General features: G+C 68.3%; 21 protein-coding genes. 5 read left to right on the top strand and 16 right to left on the bottom strand.

The genetic code is table 11. From position 1 onward, the window contains the following. Position 1 precedes the first annotated feature (1 nt). The 8 genes from ABJK40_RS21720 to ABJK40_RS21685 form a co-directional block, all read right to left on the bottom strand. A complete protein-coding gene (locus ABJK40_RS21720; RefSeq protein WP_348479872.1) occupies positions 2-2017 on the bottom strand; it encodes an SPFH domain-containing protein in 2016 nt (671 codons plus the stop codon). A 150-nt stretch (positions 2018-2167) separates the two neighbouring features. Beyond that, positions 2168-2791, bottom strand: coding sequence for a hypothetical protein (locus tag ABJK40_RS21715; protein WP_348479873.1), 624 nt, complete (start codon positions 2789-2791; stop codon positions 2168-2170). Positions 2792-2923: 132 nt separating this feature from the next. Continuing rightward, a complete protein-coding gene (locus ABJK40_RS21710; RefSeq protein ID WP_348479874.1) occupies positions 2924-5893 on the bottom strand; it encodes an EAL domain-containing protein in 2970 nt (989 codons plus the stop codon). Between the two features lie 46 nt (positions 5894-5939). Next, complete coding sequence (locus ABJK40_RS21705) at positions 5940-6704, bottom strand: M90 family metallopeptidase (protein ID WP_348479875.1); 765 nt, start codon at positions 6702-6704, stop codon at positions 5940-5942. An 8-nt stretch (positions 6705-6712) separates the two neighbouring features. Continuing rightward, positions 6713-8413 (bottom strand): glycerol-3-phosphate dehydrogenase/oxidase, encoded by a 1701-nt coding sequence (locus ABJK40_RS21700; RefSeq protein WP_348479876.1) that lies wholly within the window; start codon positions 8411-8413, stop codon positions 6713-6715. Positions 8414-8451: 38 nt separating this feature from the next. Beyond that, positions 8452-9492 carry a rhomboid family intramembrane serine protease gene (locus ABJK40_RS21695; protein WP_348479877.1) on the bottom strand — a complete coding sequence of 347 codons (1041 nt, stop codon included), beginning with the start codon at positions 9490-9492 and terminating at the stop codon, positions 8452-8454. 239 nt (positions 9493-9731) lie between these two features. Further along, complete coding sequence (locus tag ABJK40_RS21690) at positions 9732-11426, bottom strand: EAL domain-containing protein (RefSeq protein ID WP_348510397.1); 1695 nt, start codon at positions 11424-11426, stop codon at positions 9732-9734. Between the two features lie 303 nt (positions 11427-11729). Then, a complete protein-coding gene (locus ABJK40_RS21685; RefSeq protein WP_348479879.1) occupies positions 11730-12455 on the bottom strand; it encodes a YbhB/YbcL family Raf kinase inhibitor-like protein in 726 nt (241 codons plus the stop codon). Between the two features lie 130 nt (positions 12456-12585). Here ABJK40_RS21685 and ABJK40_RS21680 point away from each other — a divergent pair, with 130 nt between their 5' ends. Both ABJK40_RS21680 and ABJK40_RS21675 read left to right on the top strand, forming a co-directional pair. After that, a complete protein-coding gene (locus ABJK40_RS21680) occupies positions 12586-13503 on the top strand; it encodes a PIG-L family deacetylase (RefSeq protein ID WP_348479880.1) in 918 nt (305 codons plus the stop codon). Next, positions 13500-13739, top strand: a complete 240-nt coding sequence (locus ABJK40_RS21675; RefSeq protein WP_348479881.1) for a hypothetical protein — start codon at positions 13500-13502, stop codon at positions 13737-13739. The genes ABJK40_RS21680 and ABJK40_RS21675 overlap by 4 nt, the downstream gene beginning before the upstream one ends. A gap of 57 nt (positions 13740-13796) precedes the next feature. Here ABJK40_RS21675 and ABJK40_RS21670 read toward each other — a convergent pair whose 3' ends face one another. The 3 genes from ABJK40_RS21670 to ABJK40_RS21660 all read right to left on the bottom strand — a co-directional run bounded on the left by ABJK40_RS21670 (position 13797) and on the right by ABJK40_RS21660 (position 16475). Then, a complete protein-coding gene (locus ABJK40_RS21670) occupies positions 13797-14630 on the bottom strand; it encodes a ChbG/HpnK family deacetylase (protein WP_348479882.1) in 834 nt (277 codons plus the stop codon). A gap of 10 nt (positions 14631-14640) precedes the next feature. Beyond that, on the bottom strand, positions 14641-15159 hold the full coding sequence (locus ABJK40_RS21665; protein WP_348479883.1) for a thermonuclease family protein: 519 nt from the start codon (positions 15157-15159) through the stop codon (positions 14641-14643). 137 nt (positions 15160-15296) lie between these two features. Continuing rightward, on the bottom strand, positions 15297-16475 hold the full coding sequence (locus ABJK40_RS21660) for a steroid 3-ketoacyl-CoA thiolase (RefSeq protein ID WP_348479884.1): 1179 nt from the start codon (positions 16473-16475) through the stop codon (positions 15297-15299). Between the two features lie 163 nt (positions 16476-16638). Here ABJK40_RS21660 and ABJK40_RS21655 point away from each other — a divergent pair, with 163 nt between their 5' ends. Next, positions 16639-18267, top strand: a complete 1629-nt coding sequence (locus ABJK40_RS21655; protein ID WP_348479885.1) for a M1 family metallopeptidase — start codon at positions 16639-16641, stop codon at positions 18265-18267. A 14-nt stretch (positions 18268-18281) separates the two neighbouring features. On the opposite strand, the gene ABJK40_RS21650 is transcribed toward ABJK40_RS21655, so the two are convergent. Further along, the gene (locus ABJK40_RS21650; protein WP_348479886.1) at positions 18282-18866 is read right to left on the bottom strand and encodes an FABP family protein; all 585 of its coding nucleotides are present in this window, start codon (positions 18864-18866) and stop codon (positions 18282-18284) included. A gap of 49 nt (positions 18867-18915) precedes the next feature. Between ABJK40_RS21650 and nudC the strand changes: the two genes are divergently transcribed. Continuing rightward, positions 18916-19773, top strand: a complete 858-nt coding sequence (gene nudC, locus ABJK40_RS21645) for an NAD(+) diphosphatase (protein WP_348479887.1) — start codon at positions 18916-18918, stop codon at positions 19771-19773. 27 nt (positions 19774-19800) lie between these two features. Here the strand turns inward: nudC and ABJK40_RS21640 are convergent, their stop codons facing one another. Continuing rightward, a complete protein-coding gene (locus tag ABJK40_RS21640; RefSeq protein WP_348479888.1) occupies positions 19801-20994 on the bottom strand; it encodes a hypothetical protein in 1194 nt (397 codons plus the stop codon). A 70-nt stretch (positions 20995-21064) separates the two neighbouring features. Further along, positions 21065-21412, bottom strand: a complete 348-nt coding sequence (locus ABJK40_RS21635; RefSeq protein WP_348479889.1) for a hypothetical protein — start codon at positions 21410-21412, stop codon at positions 21065-21067. 208 nt (positions 21413-21620) lie between these two features. Between ABJK40_RS21635 and ABJK40_RS21630 the strand changes: the two genes are divergently transcribed. After that, entirely contained in the window at positions 21621-21860 is a 240-nt protein-coding gene (locus tag ABJK40_RS21630; protein ID WP_348479890.1) for a hypothetical protein, read from the top strand. Between the two features lie 101 nt (positions 21861-21961). Here the strand turns inward: ABJK40_RS21630 and ABJK40_RS21625 are convergent, their stop codons facing one another. After that, a complete protein-coding gene (locus tag ABJK40_RS21625; protein ID WP_348479891.1) occupies positions 21962-22597 on the bottom strand; it encodes a phosphatase PAP2 family protein in 636 nt (211 codons plus the stop codon). Continuing rightward, positions 22594-23499: a PD-(D/E)XK nuclease family protein gene (locus ABJK40_RS21620; protein WP_348479892.1), complete on the bottom strand. Its 906-nt coding sequence runs from the start codon at positions 23497-23499 to the stop codon at positions 22594-22596. Before ABJK40_RS21620 ends, ABJK40_RS21625 begins: the two co-directional genes overlap by 4 nt. Positions 23500-23550: the final 51 nt, after the last annotated feature.

The following is a 23550-nucleotide window of genomic DNA, read 5'->3' as shown; positions in this document are numbered from 1 at the left end:
GTCAGTCGACATCGATGACGTTGCCGACGTTCTCGGTCGCGAGGCCGCTCGACTCCACCGCGGCCTTGAGTTGGTCGATCAGCGCGGAGTCGCCGCCCATGCGACCACCCAGACGGGCGACGAACTCGGCGATCGTCAGGTCACGGATGCCTGCGGCACCCACGCCGCCGACTCCGGCGGCGACGTCCTGCACCAGGTTCGAGTCGCCTTCCAAGTAGGGCTGGAGCAGGCGCCGTGCGCTGTCGCTGCTCCCGACGAAACCGTCGATCGCCTGACCGGCACCGGCCGCGGACAGGATCCGCTCGACGATCGACTCGTCGGACACGATCTTCATGTCGGCGTTCGCCATGGCCTCGCCCAGCGCTGCCGCAGCGGACCGCGCCACGTCGGCCTTGGCGTTGACGCCGGCCAGCGCCACTTCCTTGTCGGTCTCGAGGCGCAGGCGGAACTCCTCGTGCTCCTGGCCGGCCGCCGTCATCGCTCCGACGCCCTCGGCCTTGGCCGATAGACCTTGGCCTTCACCCGACAGCCTGGACTTGGTGGCATCGCCTTCGGCGGCGCCGAGTGATCGGACGGCTTCGGCGTCGGCCTGCTTGACCTCGACCTCGGCCAGACCGAGCGCCCGGACGGCGTCGGCGCGCTCGCGCTCGACCTGCACCTCGGCGAGACCGCCGGCTGCGGCCTCGGCCTTGGCGCCTTCGGCACGTCGTTGTGCGGCGAGCGAATCCTGCTGGGCGGCGTCGGCGTTCGCGCGGGCGAGGATGGTGGCCCGCTCGGCTTCGGATGTCGCAGCCTGACGGGAGGCCTCGGCTTCCTTCACGGTCCCGACGAACAACGCCTGGGCGTCACCTTCGGCGGTGCGGATCGCGGCGTCCGCCCGGCGCTGGGCGTCCTCCACGACGCGCAGGGTCGCGATGGCCTCTTCCTTCTCGGCCACACCCAGGTCGGCCTCGACGCGGCCACGGGCGACGTCGGCGAGTTCGCGCGCCCGCTCCTCCTTCTCCTTGTTCGCTTCGGCCACGGCGGTCTCCCGGCCGGTGACCGCGAGCAGTCGATCCCGCTCGATGTTCTCGGCTTCGACCTTGACCACGCGTTCACGGTTCAAGCCCGCGATGGCGACCTCGCGTTCCTTGTTCTCGTTCGCGACACCGATGCCCTGCTCGGCACCGAGTCGGGCCTCCTCGGAACGCTTGCGTTCCGCCTCCTCCACGAGTTTCGCCTCGGCGTCGGCATGCGCGATGACGGTGCGGATCTCCTGCTGCTGACGTGCCTCGGCCTCGGCACGATCGCGCTCCATCTCGAACACCGCCTTGTCGGCGTCGACGGTGCGACGAGTGGTCTCCTCGCGCTCGTGCTGTTCGGCCTTGTTGGTCTCGATGTGCTGGATGGCGGTGCGCTCGGTGATCTTGCGAATGCCGTCGGCGTCGAGGATGTTGTCGGGGTCGAAATCGGCCAGCGGCGTCTGCTCGAGGTAGTCGATGGCGACGTCTTCGAGGACGTATCCGTTGAGGTCCTTGCCGATGATCTCGACGATCTCGTCACGGAACGAATCACGGTCGGTGTAGAGCGATTCGAACTCGAACTTCTTGCCCACCGTCTTGAGTGCCTCGGAGAACTTCGCGGCGAACAGCGTGTTCAGCGTCTGGATGTCCGACGCCCGCTCGCAGCCGATCGCCTGAGCCACCTTCTTGACGGCCTCCTCGGTGGGATCGACCTTCACGAAGAACTCGACCGAGATGTCGGCACGGATGTTGTCCTTGCAGATCAGACCGTTGCCCTTGCCGCGCCGCTCGATCTGGATGTTCTTGACCGAGATGTCCATGATCTCGGCCTTGTGGATCACCGGGATGACGATCTGGCCGGTGAAGGTGACCACGACCGACCGCCACTTCGACACGACCAGCGCCTGACCCTGCGGGACCTTGAGGAACAGCCTCGACACCATCACGGCGACGAGGAGGACGACGACGACCACGATGACGACGACGACGCCGGCCGCTGCGAGGGCACTTCCCATGTTGAATCACTGACTCTTTCTCGAAGCGATGTCGAGCGCCGATCCCGGATGGGAGTGAGCGTCGATCATCTGGTGGTGACCACGATGTACGGACACATCATGGTCGAAACGAACCGATGGATGTGCGGGGATGTCTCCCCGCACCCTGCCTCAGTCGAGCAACTCGGCGGGAACGCGGCCGACGAAGAAGTCGTCGGTGGCCTCGTTCCACTCCACGATCAGGGCGAGATCGCCGCGCTTGAGTTCGCCCGGGGCCACGCCGGTGCCGGCCGTGGTGCGCAGGTCGACGGTCGACACGGTGCCGTCCGGCCACGTTGCCTCGCCTCGGCCCGTCGTCTCGGTGACGGTGGCGGAGCGCACCTCGGCGATCCGACCGAGGAGCTCGCGCTTCGACGGCGCCGTGGTGGTGACGAAGACCACGGCGAGTCGAGGTGCCAGCCACGCCACGAAGAGCAGAGCGACCAGCGCAGCGCCGATCCCCGTGGCCAGCAGGGCGAGGACGGCGGTGGTGCCGAACCAGCCGTCGAGGACGTAGACGCTCGTGAGCACCGACACGAACCAGCCGGCCAGAGCGAACACGGTGAGCATGATCGTGGCGGGGACCTCGGACAGGCCGAGTGGTTCGAGCGCGTCGTCGAGCAGGCCGTCGGCCGCATCGATCTCGATGTCGATCGCGCCCATCAGCGAGAGCAGCCACATGCAGCCGGCGATGGCGAGCAGCGCGGTGAACACCAGCGTCGGGAGTTCGATGGAGGCGGACAGGACATCACTCATGTCCTCACGATGCCAGAGTGCCGGTGATTTGGGAAGCCACGCCGATCCGAAAACACCGAACCGTCATGATGCTGAGTCGGAGACACTCAGCATTTCCCAGCTCGTGGCGGTGTGCCCGCCCGCCGTCTCAGGTCATGGCTGATGCGCCGAGGCGGACTCAGCATCAGCGGTTCGCCCCTGACGCAGTACCGTCTCGATGGCGGAGATCGAGGCCGGACGGGCGAGCAGGAAACCCTGGACACGGTCGGCCCCGTGTGTCGTCACGTACTCCATCTGGGCAGTGGTCTCGACACCTTCAGCGACCACCGACAGCCCCAGTGCGTGGCCGATCGTCAGAAGTGCGTCGACCACGGTGGTGTCGCCGTCGGCATCGCTGCCGCCGATCGGGGCGATGAAGCTCCGGTCGATCTTGAGGGTGTCGATGGGGAGTTGTCGGAGGTATGCCATCGACGAGTACCCGGTGCCGAAGTCGTCGATCGCGACCTTGATGCCGCGTCGACGGATCGTGCGCAGGATCGATGCAGCACGCTCGTGGTCGGCCATCAACTGTGTCTCGGTGAGTTCGAACTCGAGGCGCGTCGGGTCGGCTCCGGAACGGCGAACCGCAGCGTCCAGGTCGGCCACGAGGTCCCCGTCGAGGAGGTGCGATCCGGCCACGTTGACGGCGATCCTGAACTCGCGCAGCACGTCGTCCTGTGCCCAGCGGGCGAGGATCGCACACGCACGATCCAGGACCCATCGACCGATCTCGTCGATCAGCGACGACCGCTCGGCGATCGGGATGAACTGGCCGGGAGGCATCATGCCGTGGCCGGGTCGGATCCAACGCACGAGCGCCTCGGCGCTGGTGAACCGGCCGAGCACGGCGTCGAAGACCGGCTGGAGGTGCATCTCGAGTTCGTCGTTGCGCACGGCGCTGCGCAGAGCCAGTTCGATCTCTGCTTCGTCCACGATGCGGTTCTGGAGTCGTTCGTCGAACGCCTCGACACGACCCCGCCCCTTGCCCTTGGCCGCGTAGACGGCGGAGTCGGCGCGTCGGATGGCACCGAGCGCGTCGCATCCCTCGGCAGCGATGCCGTGGGGGAAGACGGCGATCCCGACGCTTGCCGAGAGGGCGAACAGGTTTTGCCCGTCGTGGTACGGCTGCTCGATCTCGCGGATCAGGCGGTGGGCGAACGAGATCGCGTCGTCGCCGTCCTCGACGTGGCGCATGATCACGACGAACTCGTCTCCGCCGAGTCGTCCGACGAAGTCACCCGGCCGCACATTGCTCGAGAGGCGGCGGCTGACGTCGGCCAGCACACGGTCGCCGGCGAGGTGCCCGCGTGTGTCGTTCACGGACTTGAAGCCGTCGAGGTCCAGGAAGAGGACCGACACCGAGTCGCCGACGGGCGTCGCGACGAGCGCTTCGAGGACGGCATAGCGGTTCGGGAGACCCGTGAGTGCGTCGTGGTTGGCCTGGTGGGCGAGCTTCTGCTCGAACCGCAGGCGCTCGGAGATGTCGTGTGCGATCACGGTCGTCAGCGCCTGATCACCGCTGGTGATCTCGCTGCTCGCCACGAGGACCCTCAGGGTTTCGCCCGATTCGCTGCGGATGTCGACCTCACCCGCAGTGCTCGGGAGGTATCGCTCGAGCGGTTCACCGAGTTGTCGAGTGGCAGACACGCCGGTCAGACCCACCGAGGCGCCGTTGGCCGAAGTGATCAGCCCGTGGGCGTCGATCGTCCAGATCGCGTCGGCGGCGTGCTCGACGATGGCCGATGCCAGTTGCTCGCTCTCCTGGAGACGAGCGGACACCTCTTCGAGCCGATCGAACGAGCGGGTGATCGAGATGCCGATGGCGCCGGGGAGGTTGCGGTCGTGTTCGCCGGGTGAGTCCGATGCGAGATCGGCGATCTCGCGATCCACCATCCGCAGCGTCGTGGCCATCGAGTTCATCGTCGTGGTCAGGAACCGCACGTCACGGGGACCGCGTTCGGGGAGCGGCTCGACGTCGAACGACCCGTCGCTGATGTCGCGAGCACGATTCGTGAGGCGTCGCAGCGGTCGCAACGTCGACCAGGCCAGGAGGAGCAGGGTGGCGAGGCTGACGATCGCGATGGCGCCGGCGAACAGACGGGTGTTGGACACCGCGGAGTTCGCGGCCACGGCGTCGGCATCGAGACCGTCGACCACTGTTTCGTGGACACGGGCCGAGTACGCCTCGATCGACCCCAGGAATTCCAGTTGGTTGAGCAGAGCCCCGGCAGAGGTCTGGATGTACACGGGGTCGTACACGTCGGCGTCCGACTCGGTGAGCGAACGCAACAGCAGTTCGTCGGGGACCGGTTCGAGGCCAGCGAGGACGGCAGCGAACCCGGCGTCGGTGCCGATCAGCGATTCGTATCTCTCGATCGCGTAGTCGAGACGGCCCGACGCCTGTTCGATGGCGCCGATCGTCAGCTCGGTCCGGTTGAGGAGACCGTCGAGGAGAGCCGTGCCCCGACCACCGGCCGCCGACAGCACGTCGCTCAGTGCGGCGAGTCGCATCTGGTCGGCGACGAGAATGCGCGGTGTGGCCGACGGGGACGCCGTGGGGTTCCTGGTGTCGAGGGCGTCGGCCAGGAGTCGGTTGAGGTCCTCGAACACGAGGCGCACATCGCGTTCTGTCGCGCGGAACTCCCCGGACAACCGGCGCTGCGTGGCGATCGCGCCGCGGATGAACGTGAGTCGGATGGCGAGCGTGGAGCCGGCGACCGCCACGGAGCCGTGTCGTTCGATCAGGTCGTCCAGGCGGGCGTCGAGGAGCGCCCCGTTGTCGCCGTACACCTGCCCGAAGTCGACACCGGTGACCGAGACGACGATCTCGCGGTCGACACCGAGGGCGTCGACCGCCGCCAACCCCTCGAGCGCAACCTGTTCGAGCTGGGCCGGTCCGTACACCGCAGCCACGTCCTGTTGGAGTCGAGCCTCGTCGACGACTCGACGGGCGTTGGCGGACGCGGTCTGCTCGGTCTCGATCCGCTGGAATGCCAGGACTCCGACGCCGAGGAGAGGTGGGAGCAGGAGCGCGAGCAGTCGCAGGGCGAACGAGAACCCTGTCGGCCTCCACGACGATGTCACGCGGCAGTCATCGGTACCGTCGGGGCCGGGCTTGAATCGGATGCGGTCAGGCGATCGTCGTTCGTGACAGTCTCGCTGCCGGATCCTGTCCGTAGAAGGACCGGAGCTGGGCGTAGAGGTCGGGTTCGTGGACGACGAGCACGTCGGGGCGGTTCAGGAAGGCTTCGGTGGCCACGGCGAAGAACTCGGCGATGTTCGTCGCGGCGTAGTTGCGCAGGACGGAGTCGCCGGTCTGGACCCGCTCGAAGGCCGGCGTGCAGATCGCCGCCCAACGCGTGGTCGCCTCGTCGCTGCCGAGCGGCGGCGTGCCGTCGGTGATGCCGTCGAGCATGTCGAGACGATGGGCGAACTCGTGGTACGTGACGTTCTCGCCGGCGTCGGGACGCAGCGCGCCTCGCTTCACCGCCGACCACGACAGGACCACCGGACCCTTCGGCGTGGCCTGGCCGGCGAGGTGTTGCACGCCGTCGCTCATCGTTCCCGCCGCGCTCCGTCGGGTACCCCGGAGACGAACCGTGGAGGTGTGCACGATGATCGACGTGACGTCGAAGAACTCGTCGATCTCGAGCCCGAGCAGGAGCATCGAGGCCTGCGCGGCGATCAGCACCTGCACCTCGGTGGTGATCTTCATCCCCTGGGCGGCTTCCCAGTCGTTGTCGGCGATGAACCGGGCGGTCAGCATCCGCATCCGGGCGAGTTCGTCGGTGTCGAGGATCGACCAGTGTGCGTACTTCTCACGCAGGATCGACTCCCAGGCCGGATCGAATTCCGGTGCGGGACGGGTGAACCAACTGCGGAGGGTGGAGAGCATCGCGGTGTTCAGCGCGGGGAGACCAGCGTGTGGCCGGCGGACTTGGTGGCCTCGGTCGGGCGGGGTCCGGCCCTGACGGCGGCGGGAACCCGGTCCTCGCCTCCGAAGTACTCGGCGAGGCGTCGGTCGGCGTCGTCGGCGCCGAACAGGATCTCGGCCACCTCGCGCAGGCCCGCTGACGCAGCGATGTCCTCGTCGCGCACGACCAGCTCGATCTTGGAACGACGCCGCATGAAGTCCTCGAGCTTCGTGACCATCTCGGACCGGGCGGCCTCGTGCAGTTCGATGCGGATGTAGTCGGCCGAACCCATGATGTCCTCGGCCATCGCCGGCTCCTCACGGATCGCGTCGAGCATCGCGAACGCACGGCGGCCGTAACGGCGCCACAGGCGGTCGGACAACGGTTCGACCTCGGGCTTCGACCGGATCCGGTCGAGCTTCATCAGGCGGGCCTGGCGGAAGAACTCCTTCTTCGTGGCCTTGGCCGGCTCCCCGTACCAGTTGTGGAGATCGCGTTCGAGCGGCACACCGAGTTGCTCGATCTCGGCGGCCACCTCCTCACCGATGTTCAGGCAGTCGGTGAGCTTGCCGCCGAAGATCGTGACCACCCGCTGGCGGTGGTCGGTCTCCACGGCGTGCTTGCGGGAGAGCTTGGTCCAGTCGACGTCCTGCTGGTCGCCGCCGTCGGTCTGCACCACGAGCGGTCGCACCCCACAGCGGTCGGCGATGATGTCGGAGCGCGTCAGCGGTTCGTCGAGATCGAGTCGCGCGTTGATCTGGGCGAGCAGGAAGTCGATGTCGTCGTCGGTGACCTCGGTGTAGGGCGTGTCGACACGCGTGTCGGTGGTTCCGATGACCGAACGGTGCCCCATGGGAATGACGTAGAACAGGCGCTCGGCGTCGTCGTAGAACGCCAGCACCTTGTCGTGGTTGCGGGTGGTGAGACGGGGGACGACCAGGTGGATGCCCTTGGAGTAGACGATGCGGTGGTCGGTCTGCAGGCCCCAGCCCTGGTTGGTCTCGTCGACGAACGGGCCCGCTGCGTTGACGATGGTGCGGGCGTGGGTCTGGAACTCGTCACCGGTGTCGACGTCGCGCAGGCGTGCGATCCAGCGGTTGCCGTCGCGGCGCGCCGACACGAGTTCGACGTAGTTGGCCGCAGCCGCGCCGGCTTCGATCGCCGAGCGGACGAAGCTGAACACGAATCGGGCGTCGTTGTCGATCAACAGGCCGTCGCGGTACTCGATTCCTCCGGCCACCTCCTGGGTGTTGATCGCCGGTTCCTCCTTCTCGATCCTCTCGGTGGAGAGATAGCGAGGGGGCTTCGTGCCGAACTGACCGATGCCCCAGTAGCCGAACGCTCCGAGGGCGGCGAACCAGGGCTTGTAGGGCTTGTCCTGGAGGGCGGCGTAGAAGCCGATCTCCTTGATGTTCGCTCGATAGGCCCGCATCAGGCGGTTGCGGGACTGGCAGAGCTTGAACACGAGCCAGAACTCGTAGTTCTCGAGGTACTTGAAACCGCCCCACACCATGTTTGACGATGCCTGGCTCGTGAAGTGGGCGAAGTCGCCGCGGTCGACGAGTGCGACACTCGCACCGCGTCCGGCCAGCGACGCCGCCGTGACCGCGCCGTTGATCCCGCCGCCGATGATCAGCGTGTCGAAGCTGCCGTCGCGGATTCGGTCGATGTGCGTCTGACGCAGGGCCATGGCCCGAGGCTACGCCCGCCTCGGCGGTGAGTCGACGATCAGCGAACCGCGACGACCGAGGCGACGACGGCGACCACGGCGACGGCGAGAGGAGTGATGCTCGCGGCCCAGCGCGGGAATCCCTTGTAGGCGGGGGCCATCATCACGAAGGCGCACAGCGCTCCGGCCACCACGCCGCCGAGGTGCCCGCCGATCGAGATGTTCGGCCAGAGGAACGTGAACGCGAGGTTGATCAACAGCAACCGACCGACGCCCGTGGAGAACGGATTGATGCCCTGGTGCCACATGCCGACGGCCGCCGCGCCGAGCAGCCCGAAGACGGCACCCGACGCGCCGGCCGTCAGGGCGTTCGGTTCGATCAGCAGCGCTCCGGCCGACCCGCCGAGCATCGATGCGAAGTAGATCGACAGGAACTTGACCCGTCCGAGCTGTGGCTCGAGCATGTTGCCGAGCATGAACAGGATGTACATGTTGAAGCCGATGTGGATGATCCCGTAGTGCAGGAACCCACTGGTGACGAGGCGGTACCACTCGTTCCCGTTCGAGGTGACGAGGTCGCCGTCGGCGGTGCGGAACAGGCCGATGGGATCGCCGCCGAGAGCCGGGCCGAAGAGTCCGAAGCGGGCGTGGGCCTCCCCGCCGGACTGCCCGATCATGTCGCTCAGGCCGTAGACGAGGCCGAGGATCACGAACACAACGACGTTGAGCGCGATGAGCGTGGTGGTGACGATCGCCGGCTTGCCTGCCTGCCAGTACTTGGCCCGGGTCCTGATGTCCGGTCGGGCGGCCTTGACGCATTCGGTGCAGTGACTGCCGACCGACACCTGGTGCAGGCACTCGGCGCAGGCGGGCTTTCCGCATCGCGTGCAGTGGCGACCGACGGGCCGCGAGGGGTGGCGGTAGCAGACGTCGTTCCCCGACGGAGCGCTCGGCAGCGTGCTCGCGGGCGGCGGCGGACCTGCGGGTGCGGTGGCGGACTGGATGTTCCCGGGCGATGTGCCGCGCGACGGTGGCGGCGGCGGCAGGGTCGAGCGACGGTCGGCATCTCCGGAGTCGGACGAAGGCAACGGCAACGGCACGCGACCAGGCTACCGAGCGATGTCTGACCGATCCCGAAACACCGGCCCCCGCACGGAGCAGCGCACGAGCGGCGATCGACACCGAGTCCCGGGAGGCATCCACCCGCGGTCGGGTGGGCGTCCGCTGCGTCGAGTCAGCCCCAGCGCCGTCAGCCCGAGCGCCGTCAGCCCGAGCACCGTCAGCCCGAGCACCGTCAGCCCGAGCGCCGTTAGCCCGAGCACCGTCAGCCCGAGCGCCGTCAGATGGTGGGCGACACCGAGAAATCGAGGGCGTGGGCCGGCACGGGTCGGCCGATGAAGTTGCCCTGCACCATGTCGCAGCCCGCGGCCTGCAGTCGACGGAGTTGGTCGTTGCCGCTGACGCGTTCGGCTCCCACTTCCATGTCGAGCGAGTGTGCGAGCAGCACGACGGCGCGCACGAGTCTCATGTCGGTGTCCGTGGAGCCCGACGGCAGCGCGAGCGAGCCGTCGAGCTTCAACACGTCGGCACCGACATCGGTCAGTACCGCGAGCGCCTTGGCGCCGGTGCCGAAGTTGTCGACGGCGATCTGCACACCGAAACGACGCAGGGCGCGGATCGATCGGACGACCTCCGATTCGCGCCCGAGGAGCGGCGAATCCCGCGCCTCCAACACGAGCTGCGCCGGAGCGAGACGGTGGTGGCGCAGGCGGTCCATCACGAGATTGACGAACGACGACGATGCCAGCTGGACCCGTGAGACGTTCACGTGGACCGCGAACGTCGAGTCGGCCGAACCCGTCGCCTGCCATGCGCCGAGGTCGACGAGCGCCTGCTCGAGCACGAACTCACCGAGTCGGCCCATCGCCCCCGAACCCTCGGCCACCTCGACGACGGTGGCGGCGTCGATGTCACCCATCGTCGGATGGCTCCAGCGCACGAGCGCCTCGGCGGCCACGACGGCACCCGACACGGCCGAGTGGATGGGCTGGTAGGCGACGCCGACGGCGCCGTCGGTCAGGGCACGGGCGAGTTCGCCGGCCATCTCGGTGCGACGCCGCGCCGTGGAACGCATCTGGGACGTGTACACCGTGCACCGGCCGCGCCCGTTCTGTTTCGACTCGTACATCGCGGAGTCGGCGTTGCTGATCAGCATCGATGCGGCGTCGTCGTCGTCGAGGTCCATCACGTCCTCGTCGGTGAGGGCGACCCCGACGCTGACGGAGAAGTCGAGGTCGATCTCGCCGACGCTCAGGTGACCCGTGAGGGCTCGACGGATGCGATCGGCGAGTTCGAGTGCATCGACCGAGTCGGTCACGTCGGTGGCGATCACCAGGAACTCGTCGCCACCGATGCGGGCGACGTCGTCGGCGGGTCGAACGGCCTGCTCGAGACGCCGTGCGGAGGACGCCAGCAGCCGGTCGCCGGCTCCGTGTCCGAAGGCATCGTTGACGTACTTGAGGTGGTCGAGGTCGAGGAAGATCACGGCGACGTGGCCGACGCGGCCGCGTTGTGCAGCGACCGCACCGGCGAGCTGACGCAGGAGTTGATGGCGGTTCGCGAGTCCGGTCAGCGGGTCGTGCGTCGCCCGATGGACGAGGGCGCGCATCCGGTCGTCGGAGTCGGTGATGTCGTGCAGCAGCAGTGCCAGATCGCCACCGCCCGACGCAGCTGCGTCGTGGGAGGCACTGGCCGTCGCACGCAACACGAGTCGCCGTCCGCTCGGATCGTGGTGGTCGACTCGACCGTGCCAGACGTGTGCTCCGCTGCGGAACAACTCGGACGGGATCTGGTCGAGGAACGAGCGCAGCACGCCGTCGGCGGGGGATCCGGCGTTCACCTCGACGACCGACGAGGCCCCGACGAGGCGGAGCATCGGCGTGTTCACGTCGCGGATCGACCCGTCGAGGCCGAACACTGCGATCGCCGTGCCGTCGTGGTGCAGCAGTCGACGGAGCGCGGGCGGGAGGTCCACGACGGCGGGAGGCGCTGGAGGCGTCGAGGCCGGAGGTGGGTGCGGTGGTGACGGTGGAGCGGGCGGGTTCGGCGGTGGGGGCGGGGTCGGTGATGGGGGAGCGGCCGTCGACGGCGGTGGTGGAGGAACGGACGGCGGGGAGGCGAACTGCGGCCAGGGTGGAGCAGCCGACGCCGGCGGTGGAGGCGGCGGCGATGACGGCGGCGACGACGACGTCGATGTCGCCGGCTGAGGTTGGTCGTTCGTCATCGGTCCCGTTCCGTGGAGTACTCCTCCCGCTTCGCGCAGCCGAACGGCGGGCCGTCAGCGGGTGACGGTTCCGGTCGAGCTCGTGGAGTCGATCGACACCGTGGCGATGACGTCCAGCAATTCTGCTGCGGGAGTTCCATCGGCAAGTTCGAGTTGCTGGTTGAGCGCGAACAGGGTGATCGTGAAGGTGCCCGACGAACCGGGGTCGGGGCACGGACCCGTGTACCCGACGTCGCCGAAGAAGTTCAGACCGCGGATCGCACCCGCGGGGACCTCGCCGTCACCGATCCGGTCGATGTCCGGGGCGATCCCCGCGAGCACCCAGTGGATGAACGGTCGACCGTTGGACAGGTTCGACTCGTCGACCAAACTGATGGCCAACTCCTGTGTGCCGGCGGGGACGCCGGTCCAGGAGAGCGCCGGCGACGAGTCCGCCCCGTCGCACGTGTAGACGACGTCGATCGGAGCGTTCGGCGCCCAGGGGGTGAAGAGCGCGAAACCCGTCGTCGAGTTGTCGGTCTCAGCGGCCGGAATCGTCTGGCCACCGTCGATCGGCGGGTCGCTCTCGACGATCGGGTTCCCGATGATCGGGTCCGAGACGATCGGGGCGTCGAGGGCCGGATCCTCCAACGGGACGGTCTCGAGCGGTGTCGTGTCCGGTGGGGGAAGCGTGGTCGGTGCCACGGGCTCTCGCAGGGTGGTCCCATCGCCGGTGTCGCAGGCGCTCAGGAGCGCCGCCGCGACGAGGGCGACGGCGAGGCGAACGGGGCGTCGGGACACGGTGGGCGAGGATAGTGGCACCGTTGCGCCCCAGGGCGGCGCACCACCCGATCCTCTCGGGCCCGACGGGGCCTGGTCGTGCGTGACGGTTCGTGGGAGCCGGTCGGTCGCCGTGGGTAGCGTGGCCGACGTGTCCGAGACGAATCCCCCACTGACCATCCTGACGGTGCACGCCCACCCCGACGACGAAGCATCGAAGGGCGCACCCACGCTGGCGAAGTACAAGGCGCACGGCGCGAACACCGTGCTGGTGTGCTGCACCGGTGGCGAGGAGGGCGATCTGCAGAACCCGTCGCTTCGTGAGGAGGGCCAGCCCTTCCACGGGCTCACGCCGGAGCAGGAGCGCGAACTCGTGGCGTCCCTGCGCGCGTCGGAGCTGGCCGAGTCGGCGGCCGTCATCGGATTCGACGAGGTCGTGATGCTCGGTTATCGCGACTCGGGGATGGCCGAGACCGAACCGAACGAGCACCCCGACTGCTTCCACCAGGCCGACCTCGACGAAGCCGTCGGTCGCCTCGTGGCGGTCATCCGACGAACGAAGTCGCAGGTCATCATCACCTACGGCGACGACCAGGCCGGCTACCCGCACCCCGATCACCTGCGCGTGCACGACATCTCGGTGCTCGCATTCGACCGTGCCGGCGACGCCGAGTGGTACCCCGAGCTCGGCGAGCCGTTCCAGCCGCTGAAGCTCTATTACGCCGTGTGGGCCAAGGCGCGGATCCTGGCCGTGCACGACGCGATGCTGAAGTACACCGGCGAGTCGCCGTTCACCGAGGAATGGCTGGCTCGCGAGGGTCAGGACGACCGGATCACCACCAAGATCGACGTCGCCGACTACCAGTGGGCACGCACCGGGGCGTTGCGGGCACACGCCACGCAGGTCGACCCGAACGCCGGTTGGTGGTTCGGTCTGACCGACGAGCAACTCCGCGAGACGTACCCGTGGGAGGACTGGATCCTGGCGCGCAACGAGGTCGGCCCGATCCCGGACTCCGACACCGAACGTGACCTGTTCGCCGGCATCCGTCAGGATGCGAACGTATGAGCACGGTCCAGTACCGCGTCGTCGTGGCCAAGAAGGACGAACGGGTCCAGGGCCCGGACGACGCGGAGATCGTCGTCACGGTGCCGATCGTCGACGCGGCTGCAGCCGACTTCGATCCGACGGTGGCGTTCATGCGCGGCAAGCTGAAGGCCGCGGGCGACACCGGCGAGATCCTCGACCTGCTGAAGTCGGGCGACGCCGCCACCGCCATCGAGTCCCTCGTCGCCACCGTCTGACCCATTCGGTGTCTGACCCATTCGGTGTCAGACACCGAATGGATGACACCCGATGGTTCAGGAGCGCATGAGGTCGCGGAGGTCGCGGAAGCCGATCATCACGGCGCCGGCGTCGTCGAGACGCCGACGCAGCTCGTCGCTGGTGACCAGGTCGAGATCGGCGATCCACCCGTCGGCGGCATCGCCGGCGAAGGCACGCACCTCGGGTGTGTCGATGGCCGGTTGAACGTGGATTTCCGTGACACCCGGCTGCAACGACCCGATCGCATCGAACACTCTCGTCCTGCTGCCGGCGCGCCAGTCGTGGTCGAAGTGGTCGGGGAACACGACGCCCTCCTCGGCGGCGAGCGAGCGGAAGGGGAACCCGGCCTGTTCGGCCGAGATCGTCGACGGGAGACGGATCGGCAGCTGGTACTCGAATGCGAGTTCGAGGTACACGTCGAAGAACTCGGGTCGCAGCGTGATCGCCGACAGATGCGGTGCGAGGTGGGTGACGTCGACGCCCCAGACCATGGCGCGCTCGACCTGGGCGCGGAGCTCGCGGAGGACCTCGGCGGGATCGGCGTGCTCCCAGAGGTCGGCGAGCGTGCGCGGGAACCCGCCCTCGCCCGACTGCAGCGACGGCGAGTGCGTGACGGGACCCCAGCGGTAGCAACCGTGTTCGGAGTTGAGCGTGAGGTGCACGCCGATGTCGTCGTCGGGCAGGGCGTTGTTCGCCGCGTGGCATGCCCACGGCGCGGGAACCATCAGCGATGCGCAGGTGGCGGCGCCGTCATGGAGCGCACGGAACACGCCTTCGTTCGACGCGTGACTCGCGCCGAGGTCGTCGCACGAGAGGATCACGACCTTCGTGTCGGCGGCGTACCCCAACCGTTCGACCAGTGACTCCACGACCGAGACGCTACTCCTTGCAGGCCGACCAGAGTCCGACGTCGTCGGACTCGGCCGAGCGGGCGGCCTCGACGAAGAGTTCGACGTAGGCGGTGTTCGGCTCGATCGAGAGCGGCGTGGCGAACCCTTGACGGATCGACTCGTAGTTGACGAACACTCCGTCCTCGGCGCGGTAGACGTAGCCGAGCAGACGACCGAAGTCGTCACGGTTGACCGTGTCTCGTTCGATCCGGATCGCGGTGCCGACGGGCAGGAGCGATTCGGTGAACGACGTGGCCTCGGGGCCGAAGCACTCGACGGGCGTGTTCGGCTTCTTGGTCTCGGGCGTGTCGATCCCGATGAGTCGCACCCGGTCGGTGCGACCGTCGATCGTCGCGTCGATGGTGTCGCCGTCGACGACGTCTTCGACGACGGCGTTCGCCTCCAGCGCACCAGGAACGAGCGTGGTCGGAGCCGAGTCGTCGGCGCCGTCGCACGCCGTGCAGGCCAGGACCACGAACACGATGACGGCACCGTTGCGGTCGACCACGTCGTCGTTCTATCCGTCCGCGTGCGGGCTCGCTCCACCTCGCACCCCCCAACACGCGTGCGGTGAGTCTGCGTCGGCCGGAGGCCGACGAAGACTCACCGCATCGCGCTCAGAGGATGGTGGTCACAGCATGGTGGTCACATGCGTTCGATCAACGTGCCGGTGCCGAGGCCGCCACCGCAGCACATCGACACGAGGGCGTACTTCCCCTCGATGCGCTCGAGCTCGTAGAGCGCCTTCGTCAGGAGGAATGCACCTGTCCCGCCGAGCGGATGCCCGAGAGCGATCGCCCCACCGTTCGGGTTGGTCTTGGCCAGGTCGGCGCCGGTCTCCTTCGCCCAGGCGAGCACGACCGAGGCGAAGGCCTCGTTGATCTCGAAGACGTCGATGTCGTCGATCGTCAGGTCGTTGCGCGTCAGCAGGCGCTGCGTGGCGTCGATCGGGCCGGTGAGCATCAGGATCGGGTCGGTGCCGACGAGGCAGGAGTCGACGACTCGGGCTCGTGCCGTCAGGCCGAGCTCGTCGGCCTTCTCCTGGGTCATCATCAGGATGGCAGCGGCTCCGTCGGAGATCTGTGATGCGTTGCCGGCGGTGTGCACACCGTTCTCGCGGCCGACGGGTTTGAGCGTGGCGAGCTTCTCGAGCGAGGTCTCGCGCAGCCCTTCGTCGCGCGACACGACGTGGGTCGTGCCGGTGGGGTTGCCCTCCTCGTCGACGTCGGGGGCCTCGACGCTGATGTACTGACCGGCGAAGCGGTCCTCCTCCCACGCTTGGATCGCCCGCTGCTGGGAGGCCAGACCGAATGCGTCGGTGTCCTCGCGGGTGATCTCCCACTTGTCGGCGATGCGCTCGGCACCCTCGAACTGCGAGGTCATCTCGTACTGGTCGAAGTAGGGCGGCGGGATCGGTACGCCGAGGCCGAGCTGCTTCGCGCCGCTCGCACCGATCGGCACCCGACTCATCGCCTCGACGCCGCAGGCGATGGCGACGTCGACGACACCCGAGCCGATCAGTGACGCAGCCAGGCCGGTGGCCTGCTGGCTGGATCCGCACTGTGTGTCGACGGTGGTGGCGGCCGTGGTGAGTGGGAGGCCCGCTGCGAGCCAGGCGGTCCGGGTGAGGTTGAACGCCTGCTCGCCGGCCTGGCTCACGCAACCACCGACGACCTGCTCGACGAGCGTCGGGTCGATCCCCGTCCGGTCGATCAGCGCCTTCTGGACGAGCCCGAGGGTCTCGGCCGGGTGCATGGTGGACAAGCCGCCGTTGCGCTTCCCGATGGGAGTGCGGACGGCATCGACGATCACGACATCAGACATGACCCAGACGCTACGCAATGGGGTGCCGCGGAACGAAGTCGGCTCGAACCGACGGCATCGCACCCGCCGGATCTGGGATGATGGGGAGGGCCGTCGACGGGCAGCGACGGCCCTCCTCGTTCCGTTCGTGCTGCCCCCGGACCTTCCAACTCGGATCGACATCATGCGAAAGTTCTCCAGCATCGCCGTCTGCGTGCTCACGGTCGGCGTGGGAGCGGCGTGCGCGAACCAGGCCGACCGCACGGCGATCGGCGTGGACTCCGAACCGATCGTCGGAGAGTCGCCGACGGCGTCCCGTGACGGATCCACTCCCGATCGTTCGGTGCCGGCCACCGAGCCGGCGCCGGACGTCGCCACGACCGCACCGATCACGACCCTTGACGTGCCCGATGTCGCCGTGACCGACGCGCCCACCTCCGTCGAGGAGCCCGTCTCGACGTCCGGCGCCGAGGCGGAACCGGGGGCCGCCTCGTTGGGCGACCCGTACGTCGGCGACTTCGGCAACGGCGGCTACGACGTGCAGAGCTACGACCTGACGCTCGACTGGGACCCCGTTGCGGAGCGACTCGACGGAGTCGCCCGGATCGTGTCGACGGCCACCCAGGACCTGGCGGCGTTCAACCTCGAACTGACCGGCTTCGAGGTCTCGCTCGTCCAGGTCGACGGGCAGGACGCGGTCGTCACGCGCGACGAGGACGAGTTGACGATCGCACCGAGCGTTGCGATCGAGGATCGCACGGAGTTCACCACGGTCGTGGAGTACTCGGGCACGCCGCAGGACAACGAGTTCGTCGCCGGCGACGTCGGTCGACCGTCCGGCTGGCACACCGAGGACGGGTACGCCTACGTGGCCGGCGAGCCGCTGGCAGCGTCGACGTTCCACCCCGCGAACGACCATCCGAGTGACAAGGCGTCGTTCACGTACCGGATCACCGCGCCGTCCGACCTGACCGTGGCGGCGAACGGCACGCTGCAGGACACCGAGGTCGTCGGCGGACTGACGACGTGGACCTTCGTCCAGCCCGCCCCGCAGGCGACCTACCTCACGACGATCCTGATCGGCGACTTCACGGTCACCGACGGCGGCACGAGTGCCGGCGGCACCCCGGTCCGGAACGTGATCGACACCGATCTCGTCGAACCACTCGGCCAGGTGTTCGACGATCAGCCGGCGATGATCGACGCCTTCGAGGAGCTCTTCGGGCCGTATCCGTTCGACGTGTACGGGTCAGCCGTGGTCGAGGATTCCTTCGGCGGGGCGCTCGAGACGCAGACACTGTCGATCTACGGCGCCGACATCCTTCAGTTCGGCGACGCGCAGGCGGTCATCGCCCACGAACTCGCCCACCAGTGGTTCGGCAACAACGTGACCGTCGATCGCTGGGAGGACATCTGGCTCAACGAGGGATTCGCCACGTACGGCGAGGCGCTGTGGGACGAGGCATCGGACCCCGACTTCGCCTACGACCGTTGGATCCGCGGCCTGCTCCTCGCCGGTTCGTCGCTCGAACGCCACGTGCAGGATCCCGGCCCGGGGGATCTGTTCGGTCCCCAGGTGTACCTGCGTGGAGCGTTCACGTTGCACGCGCTGCGGGTCGAGGTCGGCGACGACGTGTTCTTCGACATCCTCACGACGTGGAGCCAACGCTTCGGCGGCGGCAACGCCACCACCGCCGACTTCGAAGCGCTCGCAGAGGAACTCTCCGGCGACGACCTCGACGACTTCTTCGACGACTGGCTCCGCACCGAGGCGCTCCCGCCCGAACTGGACGGCGTGGCACTGGACGTCTGATCACGAACCGTCGTTCACACGCGGTGCAGGGTGGCGCTCAGGTGATGCTGCAACGGTTGGCCCACGGCGGCCATGCGGACCGTGTAGCGCAACACGTCGCCGGTGACCTCGAAGGTCCGCTCGGTGCGGGTGACCTCCTTCGACGAGGACGAGCGCGCCACGGTGGCTGATCGCACGTCGATGATCAGGGTGTCGGTGGCGCCGGCGCTGTTCGGTGCGGCGAAGCCCTCGAGGACCTCGGTGATTCCGGTCGGATGGGCCAGCACGATCTCTGCGAGACCGTGCGAGGGGGTGCGCCAGTAGCCCGACTCGGCGTGCAACGGGCGAGCGACGTCGTCCGCTGCGACCGGTCGGGACGACGTCCGTTGTGAGTAGGCGAGGAACGGCTTGCCGACGTGGCCGAACGTGACGGTCTCGTCGTACGCGAACGGCTCGATCGTGGGGTACTCACCCGAACCGCTGCCGGTCCACGTGCCGAGCAGCGGCGCCAGCACCTCGATGCCCGGGTGCAGAACCCCGTCGTCGCGTTGCGGCGCCGCCTGCGGCGTCGCGATGTCCGTGGCCGGAGTGGTCGCGGCGGAGTCGGGGCCAGCGGTCATGGGGTGAGCGTAGGAGCGGCGGTCGGGTGGCGTGCTACAGATGGCGGCGATGACCACCAGCGACCCCGTCTCCGAGCCACTCGCCACCACCGTCGTGAACACCGTCTCGATGAACACGGCGACGATGTTCGACGCGCTGAACGCACTCCCCGACGGGTTCGACGGGCTGCGTCGCTACGTCCACGTGATCGCCACCAAGGTGTTCGTCGACGATCGACCCGAGGACCCGGCGTGGCCCGCCCACTTCATCGGCCTGCTCGACGGCGAGGGCTGGTGGGCCGTCGACGTCCCCGAGGGCGACGACCCGTCCTACGGCGCAGCGATCGACCTGTACGGGTACTTCTCCGTCGCGTCGCAGTCCGAGTGGCTGCTGGCGGGGCGTGCGGTGCAGACCGTCGAGTGGGCGCGCACCCACCAGTTCTGTGGGAGGTGTGCGATGCCGACGGAGCCGTCGCCGGGCGAGCGCGGTCTGAAGTGTCCGGCGTGCGACCTGATCTCCTATCCGCGAGTGGCGCCGGCGATGATCACCCTGGTCACCCGCGGCGCGCCAGGCCCCGATCAGGAGGCGCTGCTGGCCCGCGGTGTGCGGTTCCCCATGCCGATGTACTCCTGCCTCGCCGGATTCGTCGAGCCGGGTGAGGATCTCGAAGGAGCCGTGATCCGCGAGGTGAAGGAGGAGGTCGGTGTCGACGTCGACGACGTGTGCTACGTCGGGAGCCAGCCGTGGCCGTTCCCGCACAGCCTGATGGTCGGCTTCCGAGCGGCCTACGTCGGCGGCGACATCGTCTGCGAGGAAGCCGAGATCATGGACGCTCAGTGGTATCGCAAGGACGCGATGCCGATGATCCCGCCCGAGATCAGCATCGCCGGCAAGATCATCCGGGCGTGGCTGGACGAGGACTCGTAGCGATCGGCGGCGGATCGATCCGAGTGCTCAGGATCCGGCGAGCTCACCGACGCGGATGTTGGAGAGGCCCGCAGCGTCGAAGAAGTCGTCGTCACTGAGATCGTCGATGGCCAGGGTCGTGGTGAGGGTCGTCAGGGTGATGTTGCGGCCGCACCGGAAGGCGACGGCCGACTGGGCGATGTAGGGCACGGCGGCCTGGTCGTTGACGAGTTGGGTGACGAGGAACGCCGACTGGTCGGCACAGGGGAAGTCGACCGACTCCTCGGCGGTGAACGAGTCGTCGTCGACCTCGACGCGGTACTGCGTGCCCTCCACCTCGACCGTGGTCGCGTTGCAGCTCACCAGCAGGTCGACGTCGGCGGTGAAGGCCTGCTCGGCGATCTCGGGAGTCGCGTAGGTGAAGAGCGAGTTCGACACCTGGCGGACGCCGATCGGCTCACCGACGATCTCCTGGAACAACGAGTCGGCTCGAGCGTCGGGTTCGACCGCGTCGGGTGCCGTGCCGCACAGGTCGTCGTCGGGCTCGGGCACCTGTTCGAGCCATGCGCCGTCACCGATGTCGCCGATGCCGAGAAGGGCGTTGTCCAGTTGCACCTGGGTCGGCCCACCCGCGGCCGGTGCAACCGTGGTCGTGGTGCTCGTGGTCGTGGTGCTCGTCGTCGTGGTGGCGATCGTGGTGGTCGAGTCCGTGGTGATCGTCGTGGTCGGTTCGAGCAACGGCGGCGAGGTCACGAAGGGCACGGTGGTCTCCACGATCGGATCGTCGGGGTCGTTGGCCTCGGCGATCAGGGCAGTGGTGACGGGTTCGGGCCCGCCGTCGCTCCCTCGTCCGAGCACCAGCACGCCGACACCACCGAGGAGCACGACGGCGGCGATCACGGGAGCGATCCACGCCCGGTTCGCGCCGCGACCGTCGGCTGCGATGGACGCTGAGGCGGTCGAGAGGGGTGTCGGCGGACGCGCGGAATCGGGGGGTGGGGGAGGCGGGGAGTTCGGCGGAGGAGACGCCGATGCCGGGGGCGGCGGTCCGCCGGCCGTCGGCGCTCCGGGTGGGCGTGCGTGTGGATCGGGATGGACGGTCGCGTCGTAGCCCGGCGAGAACTCACCGGTGCCTCCGTCACCGAATCGGGGCCCGGCGACCGTGCCGCTCGGGTGTGGATCGAGTGGATCGGGCGGGTTGGTCGGCGGGTGGTCGTCGTCGTCGGCGCCGGGCGTCGTCACGGTGCCGATGATGCCACTTCACCGTGGGTACACGTGCGCACTGGCTGCGATGTCCGTGCGTCGGTCTCGTTCACGCGTCGAACAACTTCGGCCGGCTCCGGCGGATTCTCGTCGGCGGACCCGGCGCGTCGGTCGGCTCGGGTACGGGTTCGAAGAGTTCGAGTTGCTCCCACGTGATCGCCACGTCGCTCACGACCTGCCACGTCAGACGACCGTGAGGGCCGGGCCGACGGATCTCGAGTCTCTCCGCACGCAGGGACCGTGCGGAACCGTCCGGGTCGCGCAGCGTGACGCTGCCGTCGACCTCGATTCCCTCGACCTTGCCGACGACCCACCGGCCTTTGTCGTTGCGCCTGAAGCGGATGGCCTCGGCCGGACGCAGACCCAGGCGAGCGAGTGCCGACTCGGACCGGAACACGGAGGTCGAGGCTTCTGCTCGCTCAGCCGCCGAGTGTGCGGTCTGCGTCGACGGTCGCTCGGCCTGCGGAGTCCATCGGCGCATCGTAGATGCCGAGTGGAACCGATGCCCGGACAGCCGGACGCCGCATCCTCCGTTCTCGTGAACGCTCCGAGAACTTGGGCCAGGTGCGCGCGCCCTCAGGCATGGCGGGGTACCGTGAAGCGCAATGACAGATCAGCAGAATGCCTCTGACAGCAACGACGCCGTGATCAACGAGGCGTTGGGCGTGATCGATGGTGCACTGGCCAAGATGATGCAGCGTGACCTGGTGTCGACGAACGAGGTCGCAGACCTCCTGCTCGACGTCCGCACGCTGCTCACCGATGTCAACCTCACCGACCTCGGCCGCGCTGCGTCCGCCGTCGATGTCAGCGACATCACGCCGGTCACCAGCGAACTCGCCTGAGACGCCGCTTCCCGATTCACCGGCGCTCGTCCGCTCCCTCGCGGGCCGGGCCCGCGTCGGAACAGCCCGTCCGAGGGCACCCCGTCCGACGGCAACCCGTCTCAGAGAAGGTCGCCTCGACCGAACCTCTTCACCAGGCGGCGTGTGGCTGCGACGATCAGCGACCCCGTCACCACACCGGCCACGACGTCGGAGGCGTGGTGGATCCGGACGTAGGCGCGACTGATGGCCACGACGACCGCAGCGGCGACCACCGCAGCCGAGAAGGGCCGACCGACTCGCGGCGCCAGCATCGCTGCCGCGAAGGTCGCAGCGCTGGCGTGGCCGGACGGGAACGACGACGTGCTCGGCCGGCGCACGGCGAGGCCGGTCTCGCCGGCGACGGTGGGACGTGACCGCTTGAACATCCGCTTCACGCCCTGATTGACCACCAGGCTCTCCACGCCGATCAGCGCGGCGAACGCGACGACGCGTTTCGGTTTGCGTTCGCTGATGCCGATCGCGATGTTGATCGAGTGCCACACGAGGCTGAAGTCGCCCACGTGACTCGCCGTGGTGAACACCCGGTCTGCGATCGGGTTGCCACGCACTCGTTCCAGCAGGGCGTCGGCGATCTCGTCGAACCGCTCGACTCCGGAACCGAACTGGTGCTGTCCGGGAACCTCGCCGGTGACGGCTTCGTCGATCTTCTCGCCGACGGTCGGGCTGCCGGGATCGTCGTGCTCGAGGATGCTCACGAGGCGCGGGCGCCGTCTGCGACGAGTGCCTCGTGGGCGGCGACCGCCTCGGTGGCGGCGAGGTCGGGGTCGCCCCCGAAGGCGGGACACCACTGCTTGAAGCTGCACCAGTCGCACAGGCGGCTCTGGTTCGGGCGGAAGTCACCCGTGGTGCACGCTCGTTCGACCGCCTTCCACACCGCCGTGGTCCGGGTGTTGATGAACCGGACCGACTGTTGCGACGGGATGGTCTCGATGGTCTCGCCGTTCGACAGGTACATCAGCCGGATCTTCGCCGGGCGCTTGCCGAGAACGGCTTCGCACAGGAACGAGTAGAAGTGGACGCCTGCGAGCGACTTCTGTTCGTAACGCCCGGACGGTGCGCGGCCGGTCTTGTAGTCCGTGACGACCAGGTCGCCGTTGTCGTCCAACTCCAGGCGGTCGATGATGCCGCGGAGTTCCAGCGAACCGACGTCGGCTGCCATGCGCACCTCGAGGCCGATGTCACGGACCTTCGTCGGGTCCTCCATGTCGAAGTACTTCTCGATCAGCCGGTCGCAGTCGGAGCGAAACGACGTGGCTCCTGCTTCGTCGAGTCGCAGACCGACGTAGTCGGCGTCGGTGGCGTACTCCTCCAGGGCGCGGTCGAGCATGCCGGTGAGCGCGGCGGGTGTGCGCTCCGGAGGGGCCAGTTCGAAGAGCAGTTCCAACGCACGGTGCACGACGGACCCTCGTGTCGTTGCCACGCCCGGGGGCTCGGGCAGACGCTGGACCGACGAGAAGCGGAACTGCATCGGACACGAGGTGAACGCCGACACGCGTGACGGTGACAGCGACGACGGGATCGGCCACACCGGCTCCGACGCGACCGACGGAGCGCGCGTCGGACTGGTGATCGGCTGGGCGTCGACGACATCGGACATGGGGTCCACACTACGGAAGGGGTGCTCCAGAGTTGGAACACGTCATCATCC

The organism is Ilumatobacter sp. (assembly GCF_039969435.1).
Classification (GTDB): domain Bacteria; phylum Actinomycetota; class Acidimicrobiia; order Acidimicrobiales; family Ilumatobacteraceae; genus Ilumatobacter_A.
This window is presented reverse-complemented; position numbering and strand designations above follow the sequence as displayed.

Coding starts and splice junctions, on each gene's coding strand:
- nudC (WP_348479887.1), top strand. CDS start 18,916: ATGACCACCAGCGACCCCGTCTCCGAGCCACTCGCCACCACCGTCGTG.
- ABJK40_RS21660 (WP_348479884.1), bottom strand. CDS start 16,475: ATGTCTGATGTCGTGATCGTCGATGCCGTCCGCACTCCCATCGGGAAG.
- ABJK40_RS21675 (WP_348479881.1), top strand. CDS start 13,500: ATGAGCACGGTCCAGTACCGCGTCGTCGTGGCCAAGAAGGACGAACGG.
- ABJK40_RS21715 (WP_348479873.1), bottom strand. CDS start 2,791: ATGAGTGATGTCCTGTCCGCCTCCATCGAACTCCCGACGCTGGTGTTC.
- ABJK40_RS21650 (WP_348479886.1), bottom strand. CDS start 18,866: ATGACCGCTGGCCCCGACTCCGCCGCGACCACTCCGGCCACGGACATC.
- ABJK40_RS21720 (WP_348479872.1), bottom strand. CDS start 2,017: ATGGGAAGTGCCCTCGCAGCGGCCGGCGTCGTCGTCGTCATCGTGGTC.
- ABJK40_RS21630 (WP_348479890.1), top strand. CDS start 21,621: ATGACAGATCAGCAGAATGCCTCTGACAGCAACGACGCCGTGATCAAC.
- ABJK40_RS21700 (WP_348479876.1), bottom strand. CDS start 8,413: ATGGCCCTGCGTCAGACGCACATCGACCGAATCCGCGACGGCAGCTTC.
- ABJK40_RS21620 (WP_348479892.1), bottom strand. CDS start 23,499: ATGTCCGATGTCGTCGACGCCCAGCCGATCACCAGTCCGACGCGCGCT.
- ABJK40_RS21705 (WP_348479875.1), bottom strand. CDS start 6,704: ATGCTCTCCACCCTCCGCAGTTGGTTCACCCGTCCCGCACCGGAATTC.
- ABJK40_RS21655 (WP_348479885.1), top strand. CDS start 16,639: ATGCGAAAGTTCTCCAGCATCGCCGTCTGCGTGCTCACGGTCGGCGTG.